A 22,050-nucleotide genomic window follows, 5' to 3' on the forward strand; every position below is an offset into this window, starting at 1 on the left:
GCAAAAAAAAAGCGCCTTCGAAAAGACGCTTTTTTTAATAAAAAGTTTCATTAGTACTGTTCATATTCTTTCAACTTTTGCTCAATCGCTTCATTTGCAGCTTTTTGTTTTGCAATTTCCGATTTTTTGCCATCCTGGTCTTTGCCATTTTGTTCTAAATCAGCTTTTGCTTTTGCAATTGTTTCCTCACTTTCTTTAATTAATTCGTTGAGTTGTTTATTCTTTTTTTCTAATGCTGCCTGTTCATCGTTGCGTTTGTCCAATTCTTTTTGTGCAGCAACCAGTTGCTCCTGAACGGCCATTTTTTCTATACGCAAAGCGAAACGGCGCATAAAGTTTTTGCATGGTTCTACTTTATCAGGCAGGGTAGAAGTAGACACAAATGTTAAATTCATTTCAAAAAATCCGGTCACTTTAATGTAGTCGGAATATTCGGTAAATAAAAAGTAAATATTAATTGGGTCGGGACTTAACTGCGCATTTACAAAACTGGTTACTTTAAGTTCATGTTTTGCAGATTCTTCGATGTCTGCTTTTTTCTGCATTTCACCTACCCAGGTTTTTAATGCTTTTATGGTTTCTTTTTCTGATACTTTATCCAGCGTAATGGTAAAACCTGTCCGTTCGCCCAGGCTCATAGTGGCATTGCCTTCTGAAACCATAACTTCTTTTTGCGCAAATAATGCCGTGCCGATAAGCAGGAAGGCCGATAAACAAAGTGTTTTTAGTGATTGCATTGTTTTTTAGTTTTTAGTGGTAACTCAATTGTCAAAAACCATTCCATTTGTATGGCGGTTTCTTACAGGTAAAAGTAATAAATAGATTGGCATTGGGTGATGATATTTGTTTTATTCGAAAATTTAGACAAAACCAATCCCGATTTGTTTATAAACTGTAGTATTAAGTTAAAACAAATCCTATTTTTGAAGCTGTAAAACAACCGGGAATGAAAAAGCTGCTATGTATTCTTATACCTGTCATTTTAGCTACAGGTGCTCAGGCTCAATTGGAACAATCGTCGTTTGGTGCTACAGGAAGAGGAGGAACTGCCACTTCGTTTGTTACTGATTATCAAGCACTTGGAATTAATCCTGCCAACCTTGGGTTTCAAACAAAGTATGCTTTTTCGTTAGGTATTGCCGAGTTGGGTTATGGCATTTATTCTGAAGCACTGGTAAAAGATGATGTGCGGGCTATTTTGTTTAATAATGAAGATTCCATAACTGCTGCTCAGTCGGAAATGTTGGCGCAGGCTTTTTTAAACGAGGGAATACAATTTAATGTGGATGTTATGGCAGTTGGGTTTAGTTTAAGAGTGCCAAAATTTGGTACACTTGCTTTTAGTGTAACCGGACATGCCGCATATAACTCCAAATTTGATGGAGAAGCGGCAAATATCATTTTTGAAGGATATGATTATGCGGGTTATTTTGATACCGTAATTGTTACACCAACAGAAATTTACGGTGTAGCATATGAGCCGTTAAGTTTATCGGAATTATTTGGTGATTCTGAATTTAAATTTGATGTAAATACTTCATTTAATTTCGGTTACGGATTAAAATTATTTGGTTCAGAAGAAACAATAAGTGCTTATGCCGGAATCGGATTTAAATATATTTTAGGATATGGATATCTCGATATGCATTCCGATGGCTCAACTATTACAGGCATTAGTGCATTGGGTTTAGATATTTTAGATTTAGAAGCAGGAATAACATCTCCAATAACAGCAAGTGCAGCAGAACCTGTAGGGCGCGGAACCGGCTGGGATTTCGGCTTTAGTGTAAAAGTTCGTGATGCCCTTACTGCAAGTGCTTCAATTGTAGATATCGGTAAAATGAAATACACTGCCAACGTTTTACAAATAAATGATGTTGTTTTAGATACCGTTTCATTTAGTGGCGTAACATCTACCGACCCGATTCAAATTATCAGCGATATGCTGAATCAACAGGATTTAATTGAATATTCAGGATTAAGCGAATTTGAAGTGAGTTTGCCAACAAAATTGCGTTTAGGGGCTTCATTAAAAATAAATGATTTGTTAGATGTTGGGTTAGATGCCGTTTTTCCTATGAATGAAGTAGCAGGTGCTATTGAAACACCTGTTATCGGCGTAGGTGCACAATTAACCTTGTTCGAAATATTAAATTTATCTGCAGGTTTATCAGCAGGTGGCGGATATGCCTATAATGTTCCTGCAGGTATCGGTCTCGATTTTAAAATTTGGGAAATTGGTGTAGCCACACGCGATGCTTTAACCTGGTTTGGCGAAACAAGTCCGAATGTTTCAATGGCAATTGGTGTACTCCGATTTAAAATTTAATTCAATCACCACCACATATTTAATTTTAGCAGATGTTCGCTAGAACTCATCTCAAAAATAGGTTTGTTTTAGTATTTTCAAGTATTCGCTCTTTAGCCGAGGCGCTTTAAGCAGCCCATACTGGAAGTAGTACGGGCAATTAAAGCAACGAAGGATAAAGAGCGAAGACGCAGAAAAGATGCCAAAGGTATTTTTGAGATGAGTTCTAACAAAAAGTAAACTGCATCATGCAGAAAATAATCGCCTGAAACATGATTTATATAACAAAAATTATGTTACACGATTTCACTTATTAAATTAAACGAATAATAAATTGGAGCAGCAACATTATCCTACTAATTTACTTCAGTACCGGCTATCCATTCCAACTCCTCGTCCGCCCCAATTGCTATCGCGGGCGGAACTGCGGGGTTTCCATTTCTATCCGGGCTACCAGAACATTTTCAGACATAAATAGGCTATTTTTAAAATGCTCAAACATCAACATATCAGTTAAAAAATTAGAACTCATCTCAAAAATAGGTTTGTGTTAGTATTTTCAAGTATTCGCTCTTTAGCCGAGGCGCTTGAAGCAGCCCATACTGGAGGAAATTACTGATAGTATTAATAAAACTAATTTATCAAATTAAAATGAGATTTTCCTAGAATACACTTTTTCATTTTGACGTAATGTTACAATGTAAATCCCATCAGGAAATTGAGCTATATCAATTATTTCAGAATTACTTCCTAGCTGACTTTTGAAAACTATTCTGCCTGTGGCATCATAAATAGATAACAAGGTATTCGAATAGAGTCTAGTCTGAACATACAACTTTTTATCAAAGCTATAAACTACAGCATCTAAAGTGTTTTCGTAATTATTTATTTCAACATAGCTTACTGTATCTCCTGCAACTATTGGATAATTCGGCTGCATTTCGTAAGCGTAATCTTTAACTACTAAAGTTCGACCTTCATCTTTTACATCACACCTAATCCATCCGAAATGCATTTCGTCATCGTTTCCTATAAATTTTATCCCCAAATAATGATCAATAATATCGGGCAAATCAGGACCATACCATTCACAATAAAAACAAGACCTAATATTTGCACCTGAAGTTAAAATAATCTCGGATAGCTAAAATTTGAGACGCCAGTTATGCCATTCTAATTTATCCGAAATGATTGAATTTGAATTTAATGCGGAAGGGAAATACCTTAAAATCCACCGTAATCGTATTTATAATTAATAGATTTTCCAGCAATTGAATTAGTTTCAAATTAATGGCCCAACCAAAATATCCTTGTCGAGACCATGTTGAAGAAAAATATACATGATAAAATGTAAAAGAATTGTTGACTACTGCATAGTCATAGGTGCCACTTATATCAATATCAAAATAAGCTCCCTCTCCAGCTGCATCAAAAATGGTATCTGGATTAACATCGGTATAAACAACTTGAGAATCCAACCTTTGATTCAAAAGTAAAAAAGCCCCAGACAATAAGGAATAATTTCTAAACTTACTTTCTAAATTATCAATTTTCATTTAGCGCTAAATTTTAATTAACGTTTTATGTAAAGTATTACCTCCAGGTAGCATTACATCTATAAAGTAATAACCGCTTGGTATACCCATTATGTTTATTGCTTCATCAAATTTAACATTTTTCACTATACCTTTGTCTACCTTAGGTTACAAAATTAACATGAACTCCATAATTATCGCCTCATATATTAAGCATTTAATTTAATTGCTCAAGTCGAAAATATAGGTTATTGGATTGTAAATCATTTTTGATAGTTTCTTCAACAGAATTAGCATATGGATAATAAATGGTTTGCGAAGAATAATATCCATAATGTTTAAGTCCGGCTAAGGTTAAATTATCATTAACAACAATTGCACATAAATCCTGCAATGTCCAAAACGACTACCATAGAGTAACCTTATAAAAATAAATAGGCTTTTAGTTTTAGATATCTGTTTGGGGTTGTCATAGTTTAATATCGTTTAAATCACTGCATATTTAATTTTCGCTTCTTCCCGCGAGCAGGAATTATAGTGCCACCATTCGGTTGATAATTAACATATGCCGGTTTAATTAATAATAATTTTTTTTGAACGGATATCATTTTCATTTTTAAAAACCACAAGATATGCTCCGGTAGCAACATTTTGCAAATCAAATTCTACTGAACCGGTTTTAACTTCTTTATTTAAAATTATACCGCCATTTAAATTGTAAATACTTACATCACAATTTTTATTTAAATTAGAGATATATACTTTTTTATTTTCACAATACACTACCGGCTCAATTTTTCCCGCCTGTGTCGACAGGCCAACATAATGTGCTGTATCACCGGCTAATATTGGGTTGTCAGGCGTCAGCTCGTATGCGTAATCTTTAATAATCATTGTTCGGCCTTCGTCCAATACATCACAGCGCATCCAACCATAATGGAAATCACCTCCATCATTTTTTAATTTAAATCCAAGGTACTTGTTAACTGATTCGGCTGTAAAATAATTATACCAATAACAATGATTACAAAAGAATAAATTGGTGTGATCTTGATAATAGGTTCGCTCAGCTATTGCCTGAAAAGATGCAGCATTAAATTGCAAGTCATCACCAATTATTTCGCTATTTGATAATGCATAAGGATAATAAAAATTTTGCGACCAGTAATAAACATAATGTTTTAATCCTGCAAGTTCTAATTTTTCATCTGGTAGGTAAACAACTAAATCCTGCCTTGTCCAATACGACCACCAAGGTGTAGCCATATAAAAGTCAAAAGAGGAATTAAAAAAAGAAATATCATCAGCACCATTACCATCAATATCTAAAGTAAATTGTTCTCCGGGTGTGTCGAGAATAATATCCGGGTCAATATCAACGTAAACAACCTGATTAAACCCTGTTGCCCCGTTAAACAAAAAAGCCGTAGAAAAAAGTGAATAGGCTTTTAGTTTTTGATATCTGTTTGGGGTTGTCATAGTTTTATATATTTTAAATTACCGCATATTTAATTTTCGCTTCTTCCCGCGAGCAGGAATTATAATGCCACCATTCGGCAGGTAATTGTCGGAAGCCGGCTTTTTGCATAACGCTGCGTAATATTTTTCTGTTGTCAATTTGTTGTTGTGTAAGCAAACCTTCCTGCAACATTTTATATTCCAGTTGTGGTTCTGCTGCTTCGCCAAAAAAATCAAATGGTGTTCCCATGTCTAAAGGGTTGCCATTTTTTTCAGCCAGCGACATATCAATGGCTGCACCGTAGTTATGTATACTTCCGTTTTTGGGGTTAGATAAATATTTTTCTTTTTGCCCCGGTGGCAGATCCAAAATTTCCCACATTTTATATTGAATACTCAAAGGCCTAACCGCATCATAAATTATAAAGGTGAGGTTGGGATGTGTTTCCTGCAAAAACTGATAAGCTGCTTTTAATTTTTCCACTACATCTTTTTGCAGATAAGCATTCGTTAAATCACCATATACATCGGCATGTAAAAAGTTGTCGGTGGTAGAATATTTTAATTCAACCTGAATTTCGGGTATTACCGACTGCACATTTACCAATCCTGCTGCCTGAAGCGATTTTTCCAAGGTGGAATCGACTCCTTTTGAGGCTTTAATTTCAGGGTTGGACTTTTCCGGTGCAGCATCCTGTTGATTGCACCCAAAAAGTAGAATAACCACCCCTGCCAAAATCGCCGGTAACTTCATCCGGTAAATGTATTAAATATCATTAGAACTCAACCTTTTAACCGAACCGTTTTTTATCGCCGGGATAAAATAATTGCAGATTTTTTAATGTATTTTTAATTAGACAGTTTTTACGAAATTCCACCCGAAATGCGAGTTTTAGCCTACACAAACCAAACCTTTACGCCAGGGGTTAAACTTTTTTGCATTCCGCGTAAGGTTAACCCCTACTTTTTTCTTTTTTTAGTATTGAAGCCTTACCTTTGCGGCGAAATTCAAAATTTATCACTATCGTGAAGTCGTCAAACAAGGTTTTATCGTCGGTTATACTGGGCTTGGTAATGCTAATGGCAGGGCAGGTTTCAGCGGCCTCAGAGGGGGAATATGATGCCAAGGAGTTCGCTATGCACCACGTAGCCGATTCACATGAATGGCATATTGTGGGTGGTTTAACCATTCCGCTGCCTTGTATCGTAATTCACGATGGCTTAAATGTATTTTTAAGCAACAAAATGCCGGCTGCTCACCACGGTGAAGCTACAGAAGTTGCTGAAGATGAGCATGTTACAGATACAATTGTAAGCAATCATACCGACCATGCTGCCGTAGTTAGTCATGACCACGAAACGTATAATGGGTTTTATTACAGCGAAAGCGGACGAATTGTGCATGAAGATGGTGGTTTTACCCTCGATTTATCGATAACCAAAAACGTGGCTACCTTATTAATAGTGTCACTCATTATGTTTTTGGTATTTACCTCTGTTGCTAAAGCTTACAAACGCCGTGAAGGTGAAGCGCCAAAAGGTTTACAGAGTTTTATGGAACCACTTATTTTATTTGTTCGCGACGAGGTTGTGCGACCAAACCTTGGTAAAAAGTCGGATAAATATTTACCTTATTTACTTACCGTTTTCTTTTTTATATGGATTTCGAATATGATGGGTTTAATTCCGCTGATTTCGAATCCGAACTTATCCGGAAATATCGCAGTAACCTGTGCTTTGGCATTGATTACCTTCCTGATAACCAATTTACATGCGAATAAATATTACTGGGGTCATATTTTTAACCCGCCCGGAGTACCTGGTTTTGTGAAAGTGATTTTAGTGCCGATTGAAATTGCAGGTATATTTATTAAGCCTGTTGCCTTAATGATTCGTTTGTTTGCGAACATTACTGCGGGACATATCATTATCATCAGCTTAGTAGGTCTCATTTTCGTATTCGGAAATGCAGGTGAAAACTTAGGTGGTGGTTTAGGCGGTGCAGCAGTTGCTGTTCCATTTGCGTTGTTCATGAGTGTGCTTGAATTGCTGGTAGCATTTTTACAGGCTTTCATTTTCACCATGTTGAGCGCATTATTTATTTCACTTGCTCAGGAAGATCATCATCATGATGACCATGCCGAACATGCAAGTGCAGCACATCATTGATTATTATTATTAACTATTATAAAACAGTAACATGGATTTATTAACTATTATGCAGGCAGCAGCAGAACCTGTTAAAGGTATTGCAGCAATTGGTGCCGGTTTAGCAGCTATTGGAGCTGGTATCGGTGTAGGCCGTATCGGCGGTAGCGCTCTTGAGTCAATGGCTCGTCAACCGGAAGTTCTCGGCGAAATCAGAACTAACATGATTATCGCTGCAGCACTCGTTGAAGGGGTTGCACTCTTCGCAGTAGTTGTTGCCCTTATGCAAGGGTAAAAAAAATTAAAATCAGTAGCAACGGTTGGTTGCTGCTGATTTTTTACAGTGAAAATTAAAAGGTTATTCCTGGAATAACCCATCAAAAAATAGAATATGACAACAATGACACTTTTAGGTGCTTTCGACATTATTACACCGGATCCGGGTTTATTTATCTGGACTGTTTTGGTGTTTCTTATCTTATTATGGTTGTTAAACAAATTTGCATTCGGACCAATAAAAGATGCATTAAAAAAACGTGAAGAAGGTATTTCTGATGCATTACATCAGGCGCAAAAAGCACGTGAAGAAATGGCGAACATGAAAGCCGATAATGAAAAAATTCTGAACGAAGCCCGTGAAGAAAGAAGCAGAATGTTGCGTGAGGCAAAAGATGCCAAAGACCAGATTATCACCGAAGCACGCGAAAAAGCAAATGCTGAATACAATCGTATTGTTGATGAAGCAAAAGGCGCTATCAATAACCAAAAAATGGCCGCTTTAATTGAAATCAAAAATAACGTTGGAAATATGGTGTTGGAAGTTTCTGAAAAAATACTGAGAAGAGAATTAGATAACAAAGCGGATCAGGAACAATACATCAAACAATTAGTAGAAGAAATTAAAGTAAAATAATTATTGCCGGCCTTTGGCTTTCAATAAAAAACTGTATCCATGTCATCAACAAAATTAGCAACACGATACGCAAAATCAATACTCGACTTTGCCAAAGAAAAAGGCAAGATGTCGGAGGTATTGGCTGATATGCGTATGTTAAATACCGCTATCGACAACAATCGTGAATTTTACATGATGTTGAAAAGCCCGATTGTAAATGGCGACAAAAAGATGGCAGTTGTTTTAAATGTGTTTCACGATAAAATTACCGATATCACCGAAAATTTTATCGGCATATTGATGCGTAAAAACCGTGAATCACATTTACCGGAAATTATTGATGCATTTATCGCTCAATACAATGCATTTATGCATATTACTCCGGTTAATATAACAACCGCACATCCTATTTCTGATGATGTTCAAAAAACATTGTTGGCGAAATTAAAATCAACAGTTGGATTAGAACAAATTGAATTAACTACCACAATCGACGAAAGTTTAATTGGTGGTTATATTTTACACTGGGACGATAAAATGATTGATAATTCTATTTCACGTGGCCTGGCTATTTTGAAAGATGAATTTGATAACAACGATTACGTTCGCAAATTTTAAATTGGAATTTTTTACTGCAGCAATGCAGATTTAATAAATAATAAAATTAAAAATACAGAATCATGGTAGACGTAAAACCTGATGAAATAAGCGCGATACTTCGCCAGCAATTAAGCAACTTTAAAACGAGTTCTGATTTAGAAGAAGTTGGAACCGTATTGCAGGTGGGTGATGGTATTGCCCGCATTTACGGATTAAACAATGCTAAATCCGGAGAATTGGTAACATTCGAAAATGGCGTTCGCGCTATCGTATTGAACCTTGAAGAAGACAATGTGGGTGTGGTATTAATGGGTTCATCCGACGAAATTAAAGAAGGTGATACTGTGCGTCGTACAGGTAATATTGCTTCTATTAAAGTAGGCGAAAGTATGTTGGGTCGTGTTGTTAACGCACTCGGCGAACCAATTGATGGAAAAGGTCCTTTATCAGGCGAATTATATGAAATGCCTTTGGAGCGTAAAGCACCGGGCGTAATTTATCGTCAGCCGGTAAACGAACCATTACAAACAGGTTTGAAACCTATCGATGCGATGATTCCTATCGGTCGTGGTCAGCGTGAGTTAATCATCGGCGACCGTCAGACAGGTAAAACTGCGATTGCAATCGATACCATTATCAATCAGCGTGAATTTTATGAAGCCGGCAAACCGGTATTTTGTATATATGTAGCCTGCGGTCAGAAAAACTCTACTGTTGCTCAGGTTGCAAAAACATTAACTGACCACGGTGCAATGGATTACACAATTATTGTTGCAGCTTCTGCATCTGATCCTGCTCCGTTACAGTTTTACGCTCCGTTTGCAGGTGCTGCTATCGGCGAATTTTTCCGCGATACGGGACGTCCTGCATTAATTGTTTATGATGATTTATCTAAACAGGCAGTAGCTTACCGTGAGGTATCATTATTACTCCGTCGCCCACCGGGACGTGAAGCATATCCGGGTGACGTATTTTACTTACACAGCCGTTTATTAGAGCGCGCTGCGAAAGTGATTAACAACGACGAAATTGCAAGTCAAATGAACGACCTTCCTGCATCATTAGTAGGCAAAGTGAAAGGTGGTGGTAGCTTAACAGCATTACCAATTATCGAAACACAAGCAGGTGACGTATCAGCATATATTCCAACCAACGTAATTTCTATTACCGATGGTCAGATATTCCTTGAAACCAACTTGTTTAACTCAGGTGTTCGTCCTGCAATCAACGTGGGTATTTCGGTAAGTCGTGTGGGTGGTAACGCTCAGATTAAATCGATGAAAAAAGTTGCCGGTACATTAAAATTAGACCAGGCACAATATCGCGAGTTGGAAGCATTCTCAAAATTCGGTTCTGATTTGGATGCTGCAACAATGGCAGTATTAAATAAAGGTCAGCGCAACGTGGAAATATTGAAACAAAAACAATATGCGCCAATGTCCGTTGAAAAACAAATTGCTATCATTTACCTCGGAACAAAAGGTATGTTGGGAAGAATTCCGGTTGAAAAAGTTAAAGCATTTGAAGATGCCTATTTAACTTTCCTTGAAACACATCATAAATCAGTACTTGATGGTTTAAAAGCCGGTCAGTTAACAGATGAAATTACCGGTACACTGGAACGTGTAGCTGCTGATATGAGTAAACAATATTCAGCTTAATTAATAATAAATCGTGTTTGAATAAAACACAATATCAAATAAGTAATGGCAGGTAAATTAAAAGAAGTCCGCACCAGAATCACTTCGGTAATCAGCACACAGCAGATTACCAAAGCGATGAAAATGGTATCCGCTGCAAAATTGCGTCGCGCACAAGACAGAATTTTACAGATGCGCCCCTATGCATTAAAAATGGGTGAATTACTTAGCAATATTGCTGATGCTGCCGGACAGGATGTGAAAATAGATTTTGCAGTAAGCCGCGAAGTGAAATCAGTTTTACTCGTTGCAATTACGTCTGATAAAGGTTTGTGCGGAGCCTTTAATGCAAACGTAATGAAGCAAATCAAAAAAACAATTGAAGAAAAATACAGCCATTTGCCAAAAGCGAATGTAAAAATTATGTTCATCGGTAAAAAAGGTTACGATGTGTTTAAACGCAGCGCTTATGCTTTAAATACCGATTTCATGAATTTATTTACTGCAGTAGATTTCGAAAATGTTTCACGCGCTACAACTTATATTAAAGAAGGATTTTTGAAAGGTGAATTTGATGAGGTGCAAGTGGTGTATAATAAATTTAAAAACGCTGCCACACAAATTCTTGAAACCGAACAATTTTTACCGATTAAAAAATTAGAACCTGTTGCAGGTGCTAAAAAAGTAAAACCCGATTACATTTACGATCCTGAAAAGGAACAAATGATTCTCGAATTAGTACCGAAAATATTAAATACTTCATTTTACCGTTATATACTCGACAGTAATGCTTCTGAACATGGTGCACGTATGACTGCCATGGACAAAGCATCTGACAATGCGAATGAGTTATTGAAAGAATTAAAAATTTCATACAACCGCGCACGTCAGGCTGCAATTACCACCGAACTTACAGAAATTGTGAGTGGTGCGGCTGCTTTACAGGGGTAAGAGACTGAAAAATTTCATTTAATCAAGGGGGGGGGTTGGTTTTTTTTTCGGCGGGGGGCTTTTCCTTTTTTTTTTTTTTGTTTTTTTTTTTTTTGGGGCCGGGGGGGGGGGGGGTGGGGCCGTCGGGTCCGGCGGGGGTTTGTTGGGGGGGGGGGGGGGGGGTTTTGGTATGAAATCTCTTAATTTATTTCCTTTTTTTTTTGTATTTATTTTCCAGCCTAAGGACATGGTCAATCATTTTATCTGGTTATGTATACGAAGAAACCGGAAAATCCCTTATTAATTGGTTCAATTGTAAAAATGCGAAAGTAACTACGGAACCGTTACGGATGAATTCGGTTATTTTAAATTAATAGTAGACAGTCTGACCGTTTGTATTAAAGTTTCTTATATCGGCTTTGAACCCAAAACAATTACAATAACAGATAACACACAAACAAAACTGAATATTGAGTTAAAAGGTATAACACTGGCTCCTGTTACTATTTTGGGTTCATCACAAAACCCTGATGAACATATTAATGTTACCAATATTGATATTGAAAAATTAAAAGCTATTCCTTCCATCGCCGGTGAACCGGATTTAATGAAAGCACTTGCTATAGCTCCCGGAATTAGTTTAGCGCAGGAAGGTTCATCTGTTTTGGTAGTACGTGGTGGCAATCCGGAACAAAATTTAATATTATTTGACGGTATACCTCTTTTTAATCCAAATCACCTTTTTGGATTTTTCTCTGCATTTAATCCTTCAGCCATTGGCAATATAAAAGTGTATAAAGGTGATTTTCCTGCGGAATACGGTGGGCGTTTATCTTCAGTAATTGATATCACCACTAAAGAAGGTCCTAAAAAAGGGTATGTAAATAATGAGTTTACTATTGGTACATTAAGTTCAAATGTTTATTCGGAAGGGCCATTATCAAAAAATAACGCGAGTTATGCAATAGGAGGCCGCATTTCTTATCTTGGTTTGATATTGTTACCTCAAATGTTAATTGTAAAGTCGAATGAACGTGGAACCTATACCAATTATTGGTTATACGATGTTAATGCTAACGTAAATACTAATGTAGGTGAAAAAGGAAAACTCAAGCTCAGCTTTTTTCATAATAACGACTATTTTTCTCAGTTTGATGAAACAAAAGATGATATCTCTGAAATAACATTTAAATGGGGCAACACTGCAGCAGGTGCCTTATATCGTTTACCGTTAAATGATACTACTTTTTTAACTGCGAAATTGAATTATAGTGGCTTTAGATTTATAGCCAATCTGGAAAACACTAATACGGTTGATGTTTTAAATGATGTTTATACTAAGCCGAACAAATTGCATTTTGTTTCAAAAATAAATGGCAACATCGAAAACGAGCTGGATACTTTTTCTAATAAATTCATGAGTTTGGTGCCATGGGCTTATATTGATAATGAATTATTCTTAACACGAAAACTCAAAATGCATATTGGAGGTAGAGCAGGATATTTTTATAATGATGGATATAGCGAACTTTTATTAGAACCCAGAATAAGCTTGTCTATAATCCCCAATGACTTTACAGCTTGGAATTTTGCAGTAACCACAATGAGTCAACCCTTTCATTATTTATCACTCAATTCAAGTACACTGCCAAACGAAATATGGCTTCCGGCTACCGAATCCGCACCAGTTGAATCTGCTTCGCAAATGAGTATTGGGTGGTTCAAAAATATTCATAAGGCTGATTTAAAAATTACAGCAGAAGTATATTATAAAAATATGCATAACCTCGTTTCCTTTGTCCCGGGGCAAGCAAGTTTATTTAATGCTTCCAGCGATTGGACAGAGCGCATTATTCCTTACGGATTAGGACAAGCTTATGGTGCAGAATTATTTGTTGAAAAAGATTTTAAATATTTAAATCTCACTTTGGAGTATACTTATGGTAGCAGCAAAAGGCGATTCGGGGGATTAAATAACGGGAACTATTTTCCTTCGAAATATGATATTACTCACGACTTTGGTATAACTGCAGGACTTGTATTGACTGATAAATGGTCGTTGCAAACTTTATTCGTTTATCAAACCGGGAGGCCGGCTACTTTGCCATCTGCTGTATTTATTGATCCAAGTGGTTTGCCATTTTATATTTTTGATGAAATTAATGGAAACCGTTTGCCGGATTATCATCGATTAGATTTTTCATTCATCAGGGAAAAACAAATTTCAACCTATAAATTCAGTAAATGGACGTTTGGAGTGTATAATGTATATGCCAGAAACAACCCAATGTACTTGGAGATAAGTTACACAGGGCTGCCTATAAACGCATATCCACCAATTGGTTATGAATCGTATGTTGCGCAGCAAACCGTTTTCAAATTTGTACCATTTTTAAGTTACAGTTTAAAATTTTAAAATGCGCTATTTGTCAAAATACCTATTTGTCGTTTTTGGTTTATACATGTTAGCTGCTTGCAGTAAGCGGCTGGATAATTATGATTTGGAATATAGTGGCGACCGCCTGGTGGTATTTGGTAATATTTCAAATGAAAATGGTGTGACAATTTATTTAACACATACACTACCTCCAACAGGAACCTATTATTTTGATGATATTGATGTTAATGTGAGTGATGCAATAATCACACTGATTGAAAATTATATTGTTGTTGATACATTAGTGGAAGCTGAGCCGGGTCTTTATATAACATCCTATTTACCGACTCCGGGAAATAGTTATTCCATAAATGTGATTGCAGATGGTTTCGAAACAGCATTTTCCGAAAATGTAATATTTCCTCAACCTGTAAACTTGGAGGAAGTTGTCTATGAGACTGATTTTGAAGATATTAGTGGTGATCCGGCTTTTTCGTTAGAGCCTGTTTTTACCGACGACCCTTCCAATGATAATTTTTATTCTTTCGGCTTTCGTTTTTATATTGAAGATACCGTAATTCTTTATGACGTTTTTGAAAGCCCTGACGATGCACCATTTGGTTGTAGTCCCGGTATTTTTAAATTTAATAATACTTTTCTAAAACTGTATTCGGATAATTGTTTTGCAGGAACTACATTTCCCTTTAAATTTATTTGTTCTAAGGTGTACCACCAAGAGAATATTGTTCCATTTGAAAAATGTGAATTTGACTTTAATGTAACTTCTAAAGAACTATTCGATTATGTTGCCAATATTTCAGAAACAGAAGGTATAGAGCTGTTGTTGAGCGACCCTAAATTAAATTACACCAATATAACAAATGGTTTCGGCGTTTTTTGGGCACAAAGTGATACCACTTTTGTGTATCATTTTTAATCACAGTGTTATCCCCCCAACTCATTCACCATAATCTCCGCTTCATTTACATTCATACCTTTCTTTTTGCCTTCAACAATGGCTTGTTTGGCATATTTTTTTGCTAGGTCGTCGTATCCGGTTTTGTAGTATATTTTTGCTGCACTTAAGTTATTAAAATATTCCGGTTTTAATTCAGCACTGCGGACTGCATAATTGGCACCTTTCATTAATGTGCTTTTATCATCGCTGTGTTCGTAAAAATTATCACTAATGCGGCGCAGGGTATTGGAATCGTTCCACAAATATTTTTCTGCACCCGATTTTGCAGCGTTAATATAATCGGCCCAGCGTTTATTTTTTTCGTACACATTTAAATCATTCACCAAAATAAGCGAATCAATTATAGGCATGCCAAAAGTGGCAGCAATATTGCGCATTTTAAAATAATTGGTGGTGTCGTTATTGCTCGCCGGTGTTTGTAAATTAAATGCAGCCGTGAGATAAAATTTACGGTCTACTTTTTTTGCAGTCATTACTTGTGCAAAATCATTGCGGTGAGCAAGCATAAATTTAAAAACTTCCGATTCCATATCGCTCACACTCATGCTTAATATTTTCCAGTTGGTTGCATTTGTTTCCAGTTGCTTATTATTTGCAGCAAAATATGAATTGGCAACTCCCTGAGTAGCTAAACGACCACGTGATAATACCAGCAAATAATTATAACATGCTGTTGAGTCGGCCATATTTTTTTCAAAGGCAATTCGATTGGTTGGAATTTGATTTTGCGGGTCTAAAGCCAGTTTTCCCTGTTTCACAAATTCACTGCCTTTAAATTCACCAACAAACTGATATAAAGTTTCGCCTTTGCTGTTTAAAATAACAAAGGTGGGAAACGAAGTAATGTAAAATTGTTTGATATACTTTTTTGCCATTGCCTGATCAAGCAGGTCAATTTTTACATTAATATAATTGGCATTGTAGAAATTACTTACTGCAGTATCCGGGAATATTTCGTTGAGCATTTTTTCACAATGTGAACAGGTGCTCTGGTAGGCCATAAATAGTACGGGTTTACCTGTTTTTCCAGATTCTGTCAGCGCATCTTCGAGGCTCATCGGCTCAAAATTGATTGATTGCCCGAAAAGCAAACTTCCGGAGATAAAAACGGTAAAAATGAGTGTTACAATACGATACATAGCTTCAAAGTTATTACTTAAGGGTGAATTGGTGATTTACTGCACAAAAATCTCTCCAAAAATGGCTGTGTGCCCCAACAATTCCTTAGCTTTGCACCGCAATGAACGATCTTCAGAAACTCTTAGAAGCCTTGATATTCAGCAGCGAGCAGCCAATTTCGGCAGCTGAACTGCAAACAATATTGTTCACCTATTCCGGTGAGGAAGTGAGCCTGGAAGCAATTACCGAGCAGGCTGAACTGCTTACCATGAAGTATGAAAGCGACGATTTTATTTTCGAAATCGCTAAAACCGGCGGCGGATACCAGTTTTTATCAAAACCTTATTACCATAAGCCCATTACTACCTTGTTGCAACACCGCGCAAAACGTAAGTTGTCGATTGCAGCATTGGAATGTTTATCTATAATAGCCTACTCGCAACCGGTTACCAAAACCGATTTGGAGCAAATTCGTGGTGTAAATTGCGACCATACCATCCAAAAACTGATGGAGCGCGACCTGATTAAAATTACAGGAAGAGCTGAAACGGCAGGCAGACCGCTGTTATACGGCACTACGCAGTATTTTATGGATTATTTTGGTATTAATGGCTTAGAAGAATTACCACGTTTAAAGGAGTTTGAACAAAAAGACAGCGACTCCAGCATTGGCAGCCCTTCCGACATTATGGAAAATATTAATGAAGAAGATGCCTATAATCAGGTAAATTTACATAACGAGCGTCGCGATGATGCCCAAACCGAACAAAATGAAGAAAACGAACTACAACAAAACGAGCCGGACATCGAAGTCCTCGAACAGCCGGTCGACGAGCAACTCGAGCAGTCGCCAGACGAGCAGATTTCAGAAAGAGGAGACGAGTCAGCCGAAGAGCAACAGGACCTCAGTGAAACTGAAGAACAACAGGACGGAGACGACGAGTCGTCCGACAAGTAACTACACCAAAAAGGATACACCAAAAATTCAGACTGCAGGAAAAAATCCTGAGCAGAAGAGTAATCCTAACCGCAAAACGGAGCGTTTGGAACGTGCTAAAAAGTACGCCAAACAATACACCGAAAAACGCAGCGAATGGGATAAATCGAAAGGTGAGCGCGATGAAAATTATTCAAAACGCGGTGGCCGTACTAATACTTCAGGAAGATACGGTGAAAAAGAAGGCCCTAAAAAAAAGGAACGCGATTTAATGAATAAACTCAATAAAAAACGCGAATTCCAAACCAACCGATTTGATAAAAAGAAGTCAGCCTTCGATAAAAAAGATAAACCCTACGATAAATTCGATAAAAAAGATAAACCCTACGAAAAAAAAGAAGAACGCAGCGAAAGTAAATATACCAAACGTTTAAAAGAAGCTGCTGCACCAAAACCGATTCAGCCCAAACAACGTTTTCAAAAACGTAGTGCACCACCAAAATTAAATATGAAACCGGCAGCATTGCCTGAAACCGGTTCGCGTTTAAATAAATATCTTGCAAACTCAGGTGTTGCTGCAAGAAGAAAATGTGATGAAATAATTGCACAGGGTTTTGTAAAAGTAAATGGAAAAGTAGTGTTGGAAATGGGCCATAAAGTTATGCCCGGCGATAAAGTAAGTTACCGCGATAAAATTGTTAAGCCAACTAATTATATTTATATCCTGTTAAATAAACCAAAAGATTATTTAACAACAGTTGATGATGAAAAAGGCAGAAGAACCGTAATGGAATTAATTGCCAATGCAACTAACGAACGCGTTTATCCTGTTGGTCGCTTAGATAGAAATACGACTGGTTTATTATTACTCACCAACGATGGCGACCTGGCTCAAAAGCTTGCCCACCCGAGTTTTGGGGCGAAGAAAATTTACGAAGTTGAACTCGATAAACCCGTAACGATTCAACACATGAATACTATTCGCGAAGGTGTTGAACTGGAAGACGGACTGGCAGTTGTTGATGGAATTGACTATGCACATGCCACCAAAAAAAATGTTGTGGGTATCGAATTACATATCGGTAAAAATCGAATTGTAAGAAGAATATTTGAACATTTAGGTTATAATGTTGAGCGATTAGACCGCACATTATACGCAGGTTTAACCAAACGCGATTTACCACGTGGTCGTTGGAGAATGCTTACCGAAAGAGAAATAATTAAATTGAAATATTTGAATTGATGATTTAGTTGCAATTGAATTGAAGTAAGTGTAAAATTCAAATTTAGTGTATAAATCTCATCAAAAACCACGCCAAAAAAAATTTCAATTTATTTTAGTTTTAGTGGTAATTTGTTAGATTTACTGTATAAAGTAATTATTCCCACAATTATTAATTTTAATCTAAAATTACTTACCATGAAAAAAATTAAATTTTTGTACTTGATTTCAAAAAATCCAGTGTACAAAAATTGCTAAGCAATTTTTGTATGTTTTCTTATCAATCTAAGCTTAATGGAAGCTTTGAAGGCTGAAAACCCTATGAACCTGAATGTTGCATTTAACGTTAATTTTCTACCTGATTCAATTCCAAATGATTCAATAGAAGAACAAACTTACGAATTTGGGGACACTGTTTCCATTGTTATTGATGGTGCCGACACGGTTTATACAATATACACTGACACATCTAGCAATTTTTGGCTTATTGACCCCTTTGCTATTTACGTTACACCTTCTGGTGAACCAAATGTTGTCAATCCTGATATGTTTGGAGTCAACGTATCTAGTATGTTTCAACATGCACCAGAATCAGAAAATGTTAAATATACGGATACAAAAGATCCCTGGACATTATTAACAGAACTAAAGCCAAAAGTACTTCGGTTTCCGGATGGTTCTGGAGGGAAGTTTTCGAGGCTTCTCGGCTCTCAAAACCTCGACCCGGATAGTGAAGATTACTTGAAATGGAATGGCGGTTATGGGTTTAATCTTGATGAAATTATTTCATATTATGATTATACAGATGGCGTTATGTCTGTGCCCGAAAAAGAGGTTGATGATTTGATTTCCGAATATTTAGCTGGAACTTTAGATTTATCGTGGATTGAAGCACAAGATCAAGAAGACTTCAAGACCCTATTGGTTCAATATTATGAAGAACAACCTACTTACGACCCTTCTTTACCAGCTTTTGATACATATGAAGAACAACCATTATTTATCAATGAGTTTATTCGTCTCGTAAAACAAATTGAAGAACAGGACCCCGAAAATGAGGATGATGACTATAGGTTAGATGTTGTTTTATGCCTCGATATTATAAATGAAACTGCCCAACGCAATTTAGAGATCATTGATTATTTGGTTAATCAGCATGGTATTAATGTTGTAGGAATTGAATTAGGTAATGAGGTTTACTCTAAATTTTATGGCAGGAGTATGGGCTTCAAAAATTCAGGACTTGGTGGCACCCCAAAGTCAGCCTTTTCATTTTATTGGGATTATATTCATGGGTTGGACTACCCAATATATTTTGACCTTACAAATGTTTTGCCACCTGCAATGTTGGCAACAGATGCACATGATTTCATTGGTGTTTTAAATGCTGTTTCCGGATTTGCTGATATAGGCTATGGGATACCAGCAGAAAATTTACATACTTCAGGAGCTCCATTTAAAACAATTGAAGATATTAATGTTACCGGCGGCGGCGGTGGCGCATTACCTGAATGGAATGAAGATTTGTATAATCACTATGAAAGTGACGATGATTTAAATGATGACTTGGATTTTGATGCAGTTATTTTGCACCCTTATTACACGCCAAAATCTAATGGGGTAGGGGCTAATGAAAACTGGCGTGAAATACCATTGTGTCTTGACTATGATCCCGGCACTGTAGGAATTTATGATGATTACACAGACTTATGGAATTATGCAATTTATGATGAAGCTTTAAGATGCGCATTCGATAATATAATAGGTATTGGTGGCGCAACTGGAAACTTCAGAGATTTAATAAAGACTCGACATAAACAAAACTACATAGGGCAAAATTCAGTGTTACATTTTGATGAGTTTGAAGCTAAAGGTAAAAGATTATGGACAACAGAATCTAATTTATTAGATGTAGAAAAAGGTGCAGCAGAAGATTTGCAAATGCGATTAAGTGTTTATACAAATAGCTTTGCACATTCTTTCTTGTTACAGGAATGGAACCTAAAGAATATCAAAATGAATTATTACCCGGAGTTTGTAAATCCCAATTTTTACACTATTTCAACCTGGCAAAATTTTGTTGGAGGTAGTACCATTGATTTCTTATATGCAAGTGATAAGCAGGATCAAATTGAATTAGGCGTGCTACCAAATGAACTGGGAGATTTAACAGGCTGCGATGAGGATAAAATAGATGAATATTTTGTTCAAAGAACTACTTACCATACAATGAAATTGTTAAGTGAAATATCTGCAAATAGTTTAGATTATTTATCTAATTCTGCAACATTGGTAGTAGGAGTAATGAATTTGGCTCCTAGCATTTTTATTGATCAGGAAAGAGAAAACATGTATGTTTATTTTACGAATATAAAATCTACACAGCAAAAATATGTAATTAATCCTGCAAATTTGCTAGCTTTTTATCCATATGCTGATGCGGTTAGGCTTGATTTATATCCAATTGAAATATTTGCAATTGATGCCGAACAATTATATTCTAATTCAGGAAGAAATTCATTGTTTGGAATATCGACAGCTTACGACCCTTGTCAAGAGATTGGTGTTTATGAAAATCGCTATGAAATTATTGATATAAGTTCATCAACTACTACTTCTTCATGTGCAGGTTCTGCCCCACCTGGAGCTGCTTGTGTATTAGTTCCAGGTTATTCGGCTGGATATTTTAAACTCAAGTTATCACCCTTTGAGCTTAAGTTAGGGGAAATGGAAAATGTATTTACTTTGTTTCCTAATCCAACATCAACATCATTTACTTTTATGAGTGATGCATTTCTTGAAATACAAGATTATTATAAAATGACTATACTTGATATAACTGGAAAACTTTTACTAGACCAACAAGTAATGGAGGGTCAGAGTATTGATGTAAGCAATTTCCCGGTTGGTATTTACACTGTATTAATTTACAATGGATACAATAATGTTGAGGTAGAAAAATTAATTAAAATGCAATGAAAAGGAAGCAGTTTAATAAATACAAGCTATCAGACTACAGTGCATTTGCAATTACTTTTTTATGCCTACATTCGGCTGATGCAAAAGTGGTTTATACTGATATAGAACCAGATTATGTTTTAGATAGTGATTGGGATCATGCAGTTTTGGATATAGATGGTAATGGAACGGGAGATTTCTGGTTTTGGAACATTTCATACTATACCTCATTTACGGGTATGAATTATATTGAAAAGCTTTGGGCAGGTGCTATCGGAGATTCTCGAAATGAAATAGCGGGCGAAATGCTTTACCCAGTCACTATGTATTATAAGCCATATGCTATAGAAGAAGGCTTAATTATTAATAGTGCGATGAGTTTCCAGAACTGGGGTTATCAAAGAATGGCGTGGAAAATTACTCATACTAATCATACTTGGGGAGGTGGTTCTGTTTACATAGTGCAGTCAGGTGGTTATTGGTTTCCTGAAAAAACAGACCACTACTTAGGCATTCACTTTGTTGACGGCGATGAAAAATATCATTATGGTTGGATAAGATGCAGTGTTTTGGATTCAGGCAGGACACTAATCATAAAAGATTATGCCTATGAACGATTTGTTGATTCCGCGATTGTTGCAGGGGATTTATTGGGAATTGAGCCAAATGTTACATTTAATCCTGAAGTATTGCAAACTGATATAACAGTTCAGCTTGAAAATAAAACCCTGGTTTATAGTTTTAATAATATGCTTTATTTTAATTTACCACTTTCTATCGGTAATACGGATTATATAATATATAATTTGGCGGGAAGTGCTGTTTTTTCAGGGAAATTTAATGGGCAACATGCAGAAGTTAATGTGAATTTACCGGCTGGTACATACATTGTGGAATTCATATTAAATGGCTATAAACATTCACAAAAAATAATAATCAATTAA

At 36.4% G+C, this 22,050-nt stretch carries 19 protein-coding genes; 13 read left to right on the top strand and 6 right to left on the bottom strand.

Annotation, left to right across the window (positions count from 1 at the left end):
• Positions 1-50 precede the first annotated feature (50 nt).
• Positions 51-737, bottom strand: a complete 687-nt coding sequence (locus IPI65_10225; protein ID MBK7441888.1) for a hypothetical protein — start codon at positions 735-737, stop codon at positions 51-53.
• Positions 738-946: 209 nt separating this feature from the next.
• On the opposite strand from IPI65_10225, the gene IPI65_10230 reads away from it, so the two are divergent.
• Positions 947-2,329, top strand: coding sequence for a hypothetical protein (locus IPI65_10230; protein ID MBK7441889.1), 1,383 nt, complete (start codon positions 947-949; stop codon positions 2,327-2,329).
• Positions 2,330-2,954: 625 nt separating this feature from the next.
• On the opposite strand, the gene IPI65_10235 is transcribed toward IPI65_10230, so the two are convergent.
• The 4 genes from IPI65_10235 to IPI65_10250 form a co-directional block, all read right to left on the bottom strand.
• Positions 2,955-3,380: a T9SS type A sorting domain-containing protein gene (locus IPI65_10235; GenBank protein MBK7441890.1), complete on the bottom strand. Its 426-nt coding sequence runs from the start codon at positions 3,378-3,380 to the stop codon at positions 2,955-2,957.
• Positions 3,381-3,486: 106 nt separating this feature from the next.
• Positions 3,487-3,864, bottom strand: coding sequence for a hypothetical protein (locus IPI65_10240; GenBank protein MBK7441891.1), 378 nt, complete (start codon positions 3,862-3,864; stop codon positions 3,487-3,489).
• 552 nt (positions 3,865-4,416) lie between these two features.
• Positions 4,417-5,322, bottom strand: coding sequence for a T9SS type A sorting domain-containing protein (locus IPI65_10245; protein ID MBK7441892.1), 906 nt, complete (start codon positions 5,320-5,322; stop codon positions 4,417-4,419).
• 13 nt (positions 5,323-5,335) lie between these two features.
• Entirely contained in the window at positions 5,336-6,055 is a 720-nt protein-coding gene (locus IPI65_10250) for a M15 family metallopeptidase (protein ID MBK7441893.1), read from the bottom strand.
• Positions 6,056-6,375: 320 nt separating this feature from the next.
• Between IPI65_10250 and atpB the strand changes: the two genes are divergently transcribed.
• The 8 genes from atpB (at position 6,376) to IPI65_10290 (ending at position 14,828) form a co-directional block, all read left to right on the top strand.
• Positions 6,376-7,470 (top strand): F0F1 ATP synthase subunit A, encoded by a 1,095-nt coding sequence (atpB, locus tag IPI65_10255; protein ID MBK7441894.1) that lies wholly within the window; start codon positions 6,376-6,378, stop codon positions 7,468-7,470.
• A 31-nt stretch (positions 7,471-7,501) separates the two neighbouring features.
• Positions 7,502-7,744 (top strand): ATP synthase F0 subunit C, encoded by a 243-nt coding sequence (gene atpE, locus IPI65_10260; GenBank protein ID MBK7441895.1) that lies wholly within the window; start codon positions 7,502-7,504, stop codon positions 7,742-7,744.
• A 105-nt stretch (positions 7,745-7,849) separates the two neighbouring features.
• A complete protein-coding gene (atpF, locus tag IPI65_10265; protein MBK7441896.1) occupies positions 7,850-8,362 on the top strand; it encodes a F0F1 ATP synthase subunit B in 513 nt (170 codons plus the stop codon).
• A 39-nt stretch (positions 8,363-8,401) separates the two neighbouring features.
• The gene (gene atpH / locus IPI65_10270) at positions 8,402-8,962 is read left to right on the top strand and encodes an ATP synthase F1 subunit delta (protein ID MBK7441897.1); all 561 of its coding nucleotides are present in this window, start codon (positions 8,402-8,404) and stop codon (positions 8,960-8,962) included.
• A 62-nt stretch (positions 8,963-9,024) separates the two neighbouring features.
• Positions 9,025-10,605, top strand: a complete 1,581-nt coding sequence (locus IPI65_10275; protein MBK7441898.1) for a F0F1 ATP synthase subunit alpha — start codon at positions 9,025-9,027, stop codon at positions 10,603-10,605.
• A 45-nt stretch (positions 10,606-10,650) separates the two neighbouring features.
• Positions 10,651-11,535 (top strand): ATP synthase F1 subunit gamma, encoded by an 885-nt coding sequence (gene atpG, locus IPI65_10280; GenBank protein MBK7441899.1) that lies wholly within the window; start codon positions 10,651-10,653, stop codon positions 11,533-11,535.
• 487 nt (positions 11,536-12,022) lie between these two features.
• The gene (locus IPI65_10285; protein ID MBK7441900.1) at positions 12,023-13,930 is read left to right on the top strand and encodes a TonB-dependent receptor plug domain-containing protein; all 1,908 of its coding nucleotides are present in this window, start codon (positions 12,023-12,025) and stop codon (positions 13,928-13,930) included.
• A 10-nt stretch (positions 13,931-13,940) separates the two neighbouring features.
• The gene (locus tag IPI65_10290) at positions 13,941-14,828 is read left to right on the top strand and encodes a DUF4249 domain-containing protein (GenBank protein ID MBK7441901.1); all 888 of its coding nucleotides are present in this window, start codon (positions 13,941-13,943) and stop codon (positions 14,826-14,828) included.
• Positions 14,829-14,836: 8 nt separating this feature from the next.
• Here the strand turns inward: IPI65_10290 and IPI65_10295 are convergent, their stop codons facing one another.
• Positions 14,837-16,009 carry a thioredoxin family protein gene (locus tag IPI65_10295; GenBank protein ID MBK7441902.1) on the bottom strand — a complete coding sequence of 391 codons (1,173 nt, stop codon included), beginning with the start codon at positions 16,007-16,009 and terminating at the stop codon, positions 14,837-14,839.
• A gap of 101 nt (positions 16,010-16,110) precedes the next feature.
• On the opposite strand from IPI65_10295, the gene scpB reads away from it, so the two are divergent.
• The 4 genes from scpB (at position 16,111) to IPI65_10315 (ending at position 22,050) form a co-directional block, all read left to right on the top strand.
• Entirely contained in the window at positions 16,111-16,947 is an 837-nt protein-coding gene (gene scpB / locus IPI65_10300; protein MBK7441903.1) for an SMC-Scp complex subunit ScpB, read from the top strand.
• Positions 16,898-18,169 carry an rRNA pseudouridine synthase gene (locus IPI65_10305; protein ID MBK7441904.1) on the top strand — a complete coding sequence of 424 codons (1,272 nt, stop codon included), beginning with the start codon at positions 16,898-16,900 and terminating at the stop codon, positions 18,167-18,169. Before scpB ends, IPI65_10305 begins: the two co-directional genes overlap by 50 nt.
• Before the next feature lie 273 nt (positions 18,170-18,442).
• Positions 18,443-21,127: a T9SS type A sorting domain-containing protein gene (locus tag IPI65_10310; GenBank protein MBK7441905.1), complete on the top strand. Its 2,685-nt coding sequence runs from the start codon at positions 18,443-18,445 to the stop codon at positions 21,125-21,127.
• Entirely contained in the window at positions 21,124-22,050 is a 927-nt protein-coding gene (locus IPI65_10315; protein ID MBK7441906.1) for a T9SS type A sorting domain-containing protein, read from the top strand. The genes IPI65_10310 and IPI65_10315 overlap by 4 nt, the downstream gene beginning before the upstream one ends.

The sequence above is a fragment of the Bacteroidota bacterium genome, assembly GCA_016706255.1.
Classification (GTDB): domain Bacteria; phylum Bacteroidota; class Bacteroidia; order Chitinophagales; family BACL12; genus UBA7236.

What these genes read in the sequence shown, in the direction of transcription:
- atpH (MBK7441897.1), top strand. Translation starts at nt 8,402, where the DNA reads ATGTCATCAACAAAATTAGCAACACGATACGCAAAATCAATACTCGAC.
- IPI65_10245 (MBK7441892.1), bottom strand. Translation starts at nt 5,322, where the DNA reads ATGACAACCCCAAACAGATATCAAAAACTAAAAGCCTATTCACTTTTT.
- atpG (MBK7441899.1), top strand. Translation starts at nt 10,651, where the DNA reads ATGGCAGGTAAATTAAAAGAAGTCCGCACCAGAATCACTTCGGTAATC.
- scpB (MBK7441903.1), top strand. Translation starts at nt 16,111, where the DNA reads ATGAACGATCTTCAGAAACTCTTAGAAGCCTTGATATTCAGCAGCGAG.
- atpB (MBK7441894.1), top strand. Translation starts at nt 6,376, where the DNA reads ATGCTAATGGCAGGGCAGGTTTCAGCGGCCTCAGAGGGGGAATATGAT.
- IPI65_10250 (MBK7441893.1), bottom strand. Translation starts at nt 6,055, where the DNA reads ATGAAGTTACCGGCGATTTTGGCAGGGGTGGTTATTCTACTTTTTGGG.
- atpF (MBK7441896.1), top strand. Translation starts at nt 7,850, where the DNA reads ATGACACTTTTAGGTGCTTTCGACATTATTACACCGGATCCGGGTTTA.
- atpE (MBK7441895.1), top strand. Translation starts at nt 7,502, where the DNA reads ATGGATTTATTAACTATTATGCAGGCAGCAGCAGAACCTGTTAAAGGT.
- IPI65_10295 (MBK7441902.1), bottom strand. Translation starts at nt 16,009, where the DNA reads ATGTATCGTATTGTAACACTCATTTTTACCGTTTTTATCTCCGGAAGT.
- IPI65_10230 (MBK7441889.1), top strand. Translation starts at nt 947, where the DNA reads ATGAAAAAGCTGCTATGTATTCTTATACCTGTCATTTTAGCTACAGGT.
- IPI65_10275 (MBK7441898.1), top strand. Translation starts at nt 9,025, where the DNA reads ATGGTAGACGTAAAACCTGATGAAATAAGCGCGATACTTCGCCAGCAA.
- IPI65_10225 (MBK7441888.1), bottom strand. Translation starts at nt 737, where the DNA reads ATGCAATCACTAAAAACACTTTGTTTATCGGCCTTCCTGCTTATCGGC.
- IPI65_10310 (MBK7441905.1), top strand. Translation starts at nt 18,443, where the DNA reads ATGGAAGCTTTGAAGGCTGAAAACCCTATGAACCTGAATGTTGCATTT.
- IPI65_10315 (MBK7441906.1), top strand. Translation starts at nt 21,124, where the DNA reads ATGAAAAGGAAGCAGTTTAATAAATACAAGCTATCAGACTACAGTGCA.
- IPI65_10240 (MBK7441891.1), bottom strand. Translation starts at nt 3,864, where the DNA reads ATGAAAATTGATAATTTAGAAAGTAAGTTTAGAAATTATTCCTTATTG.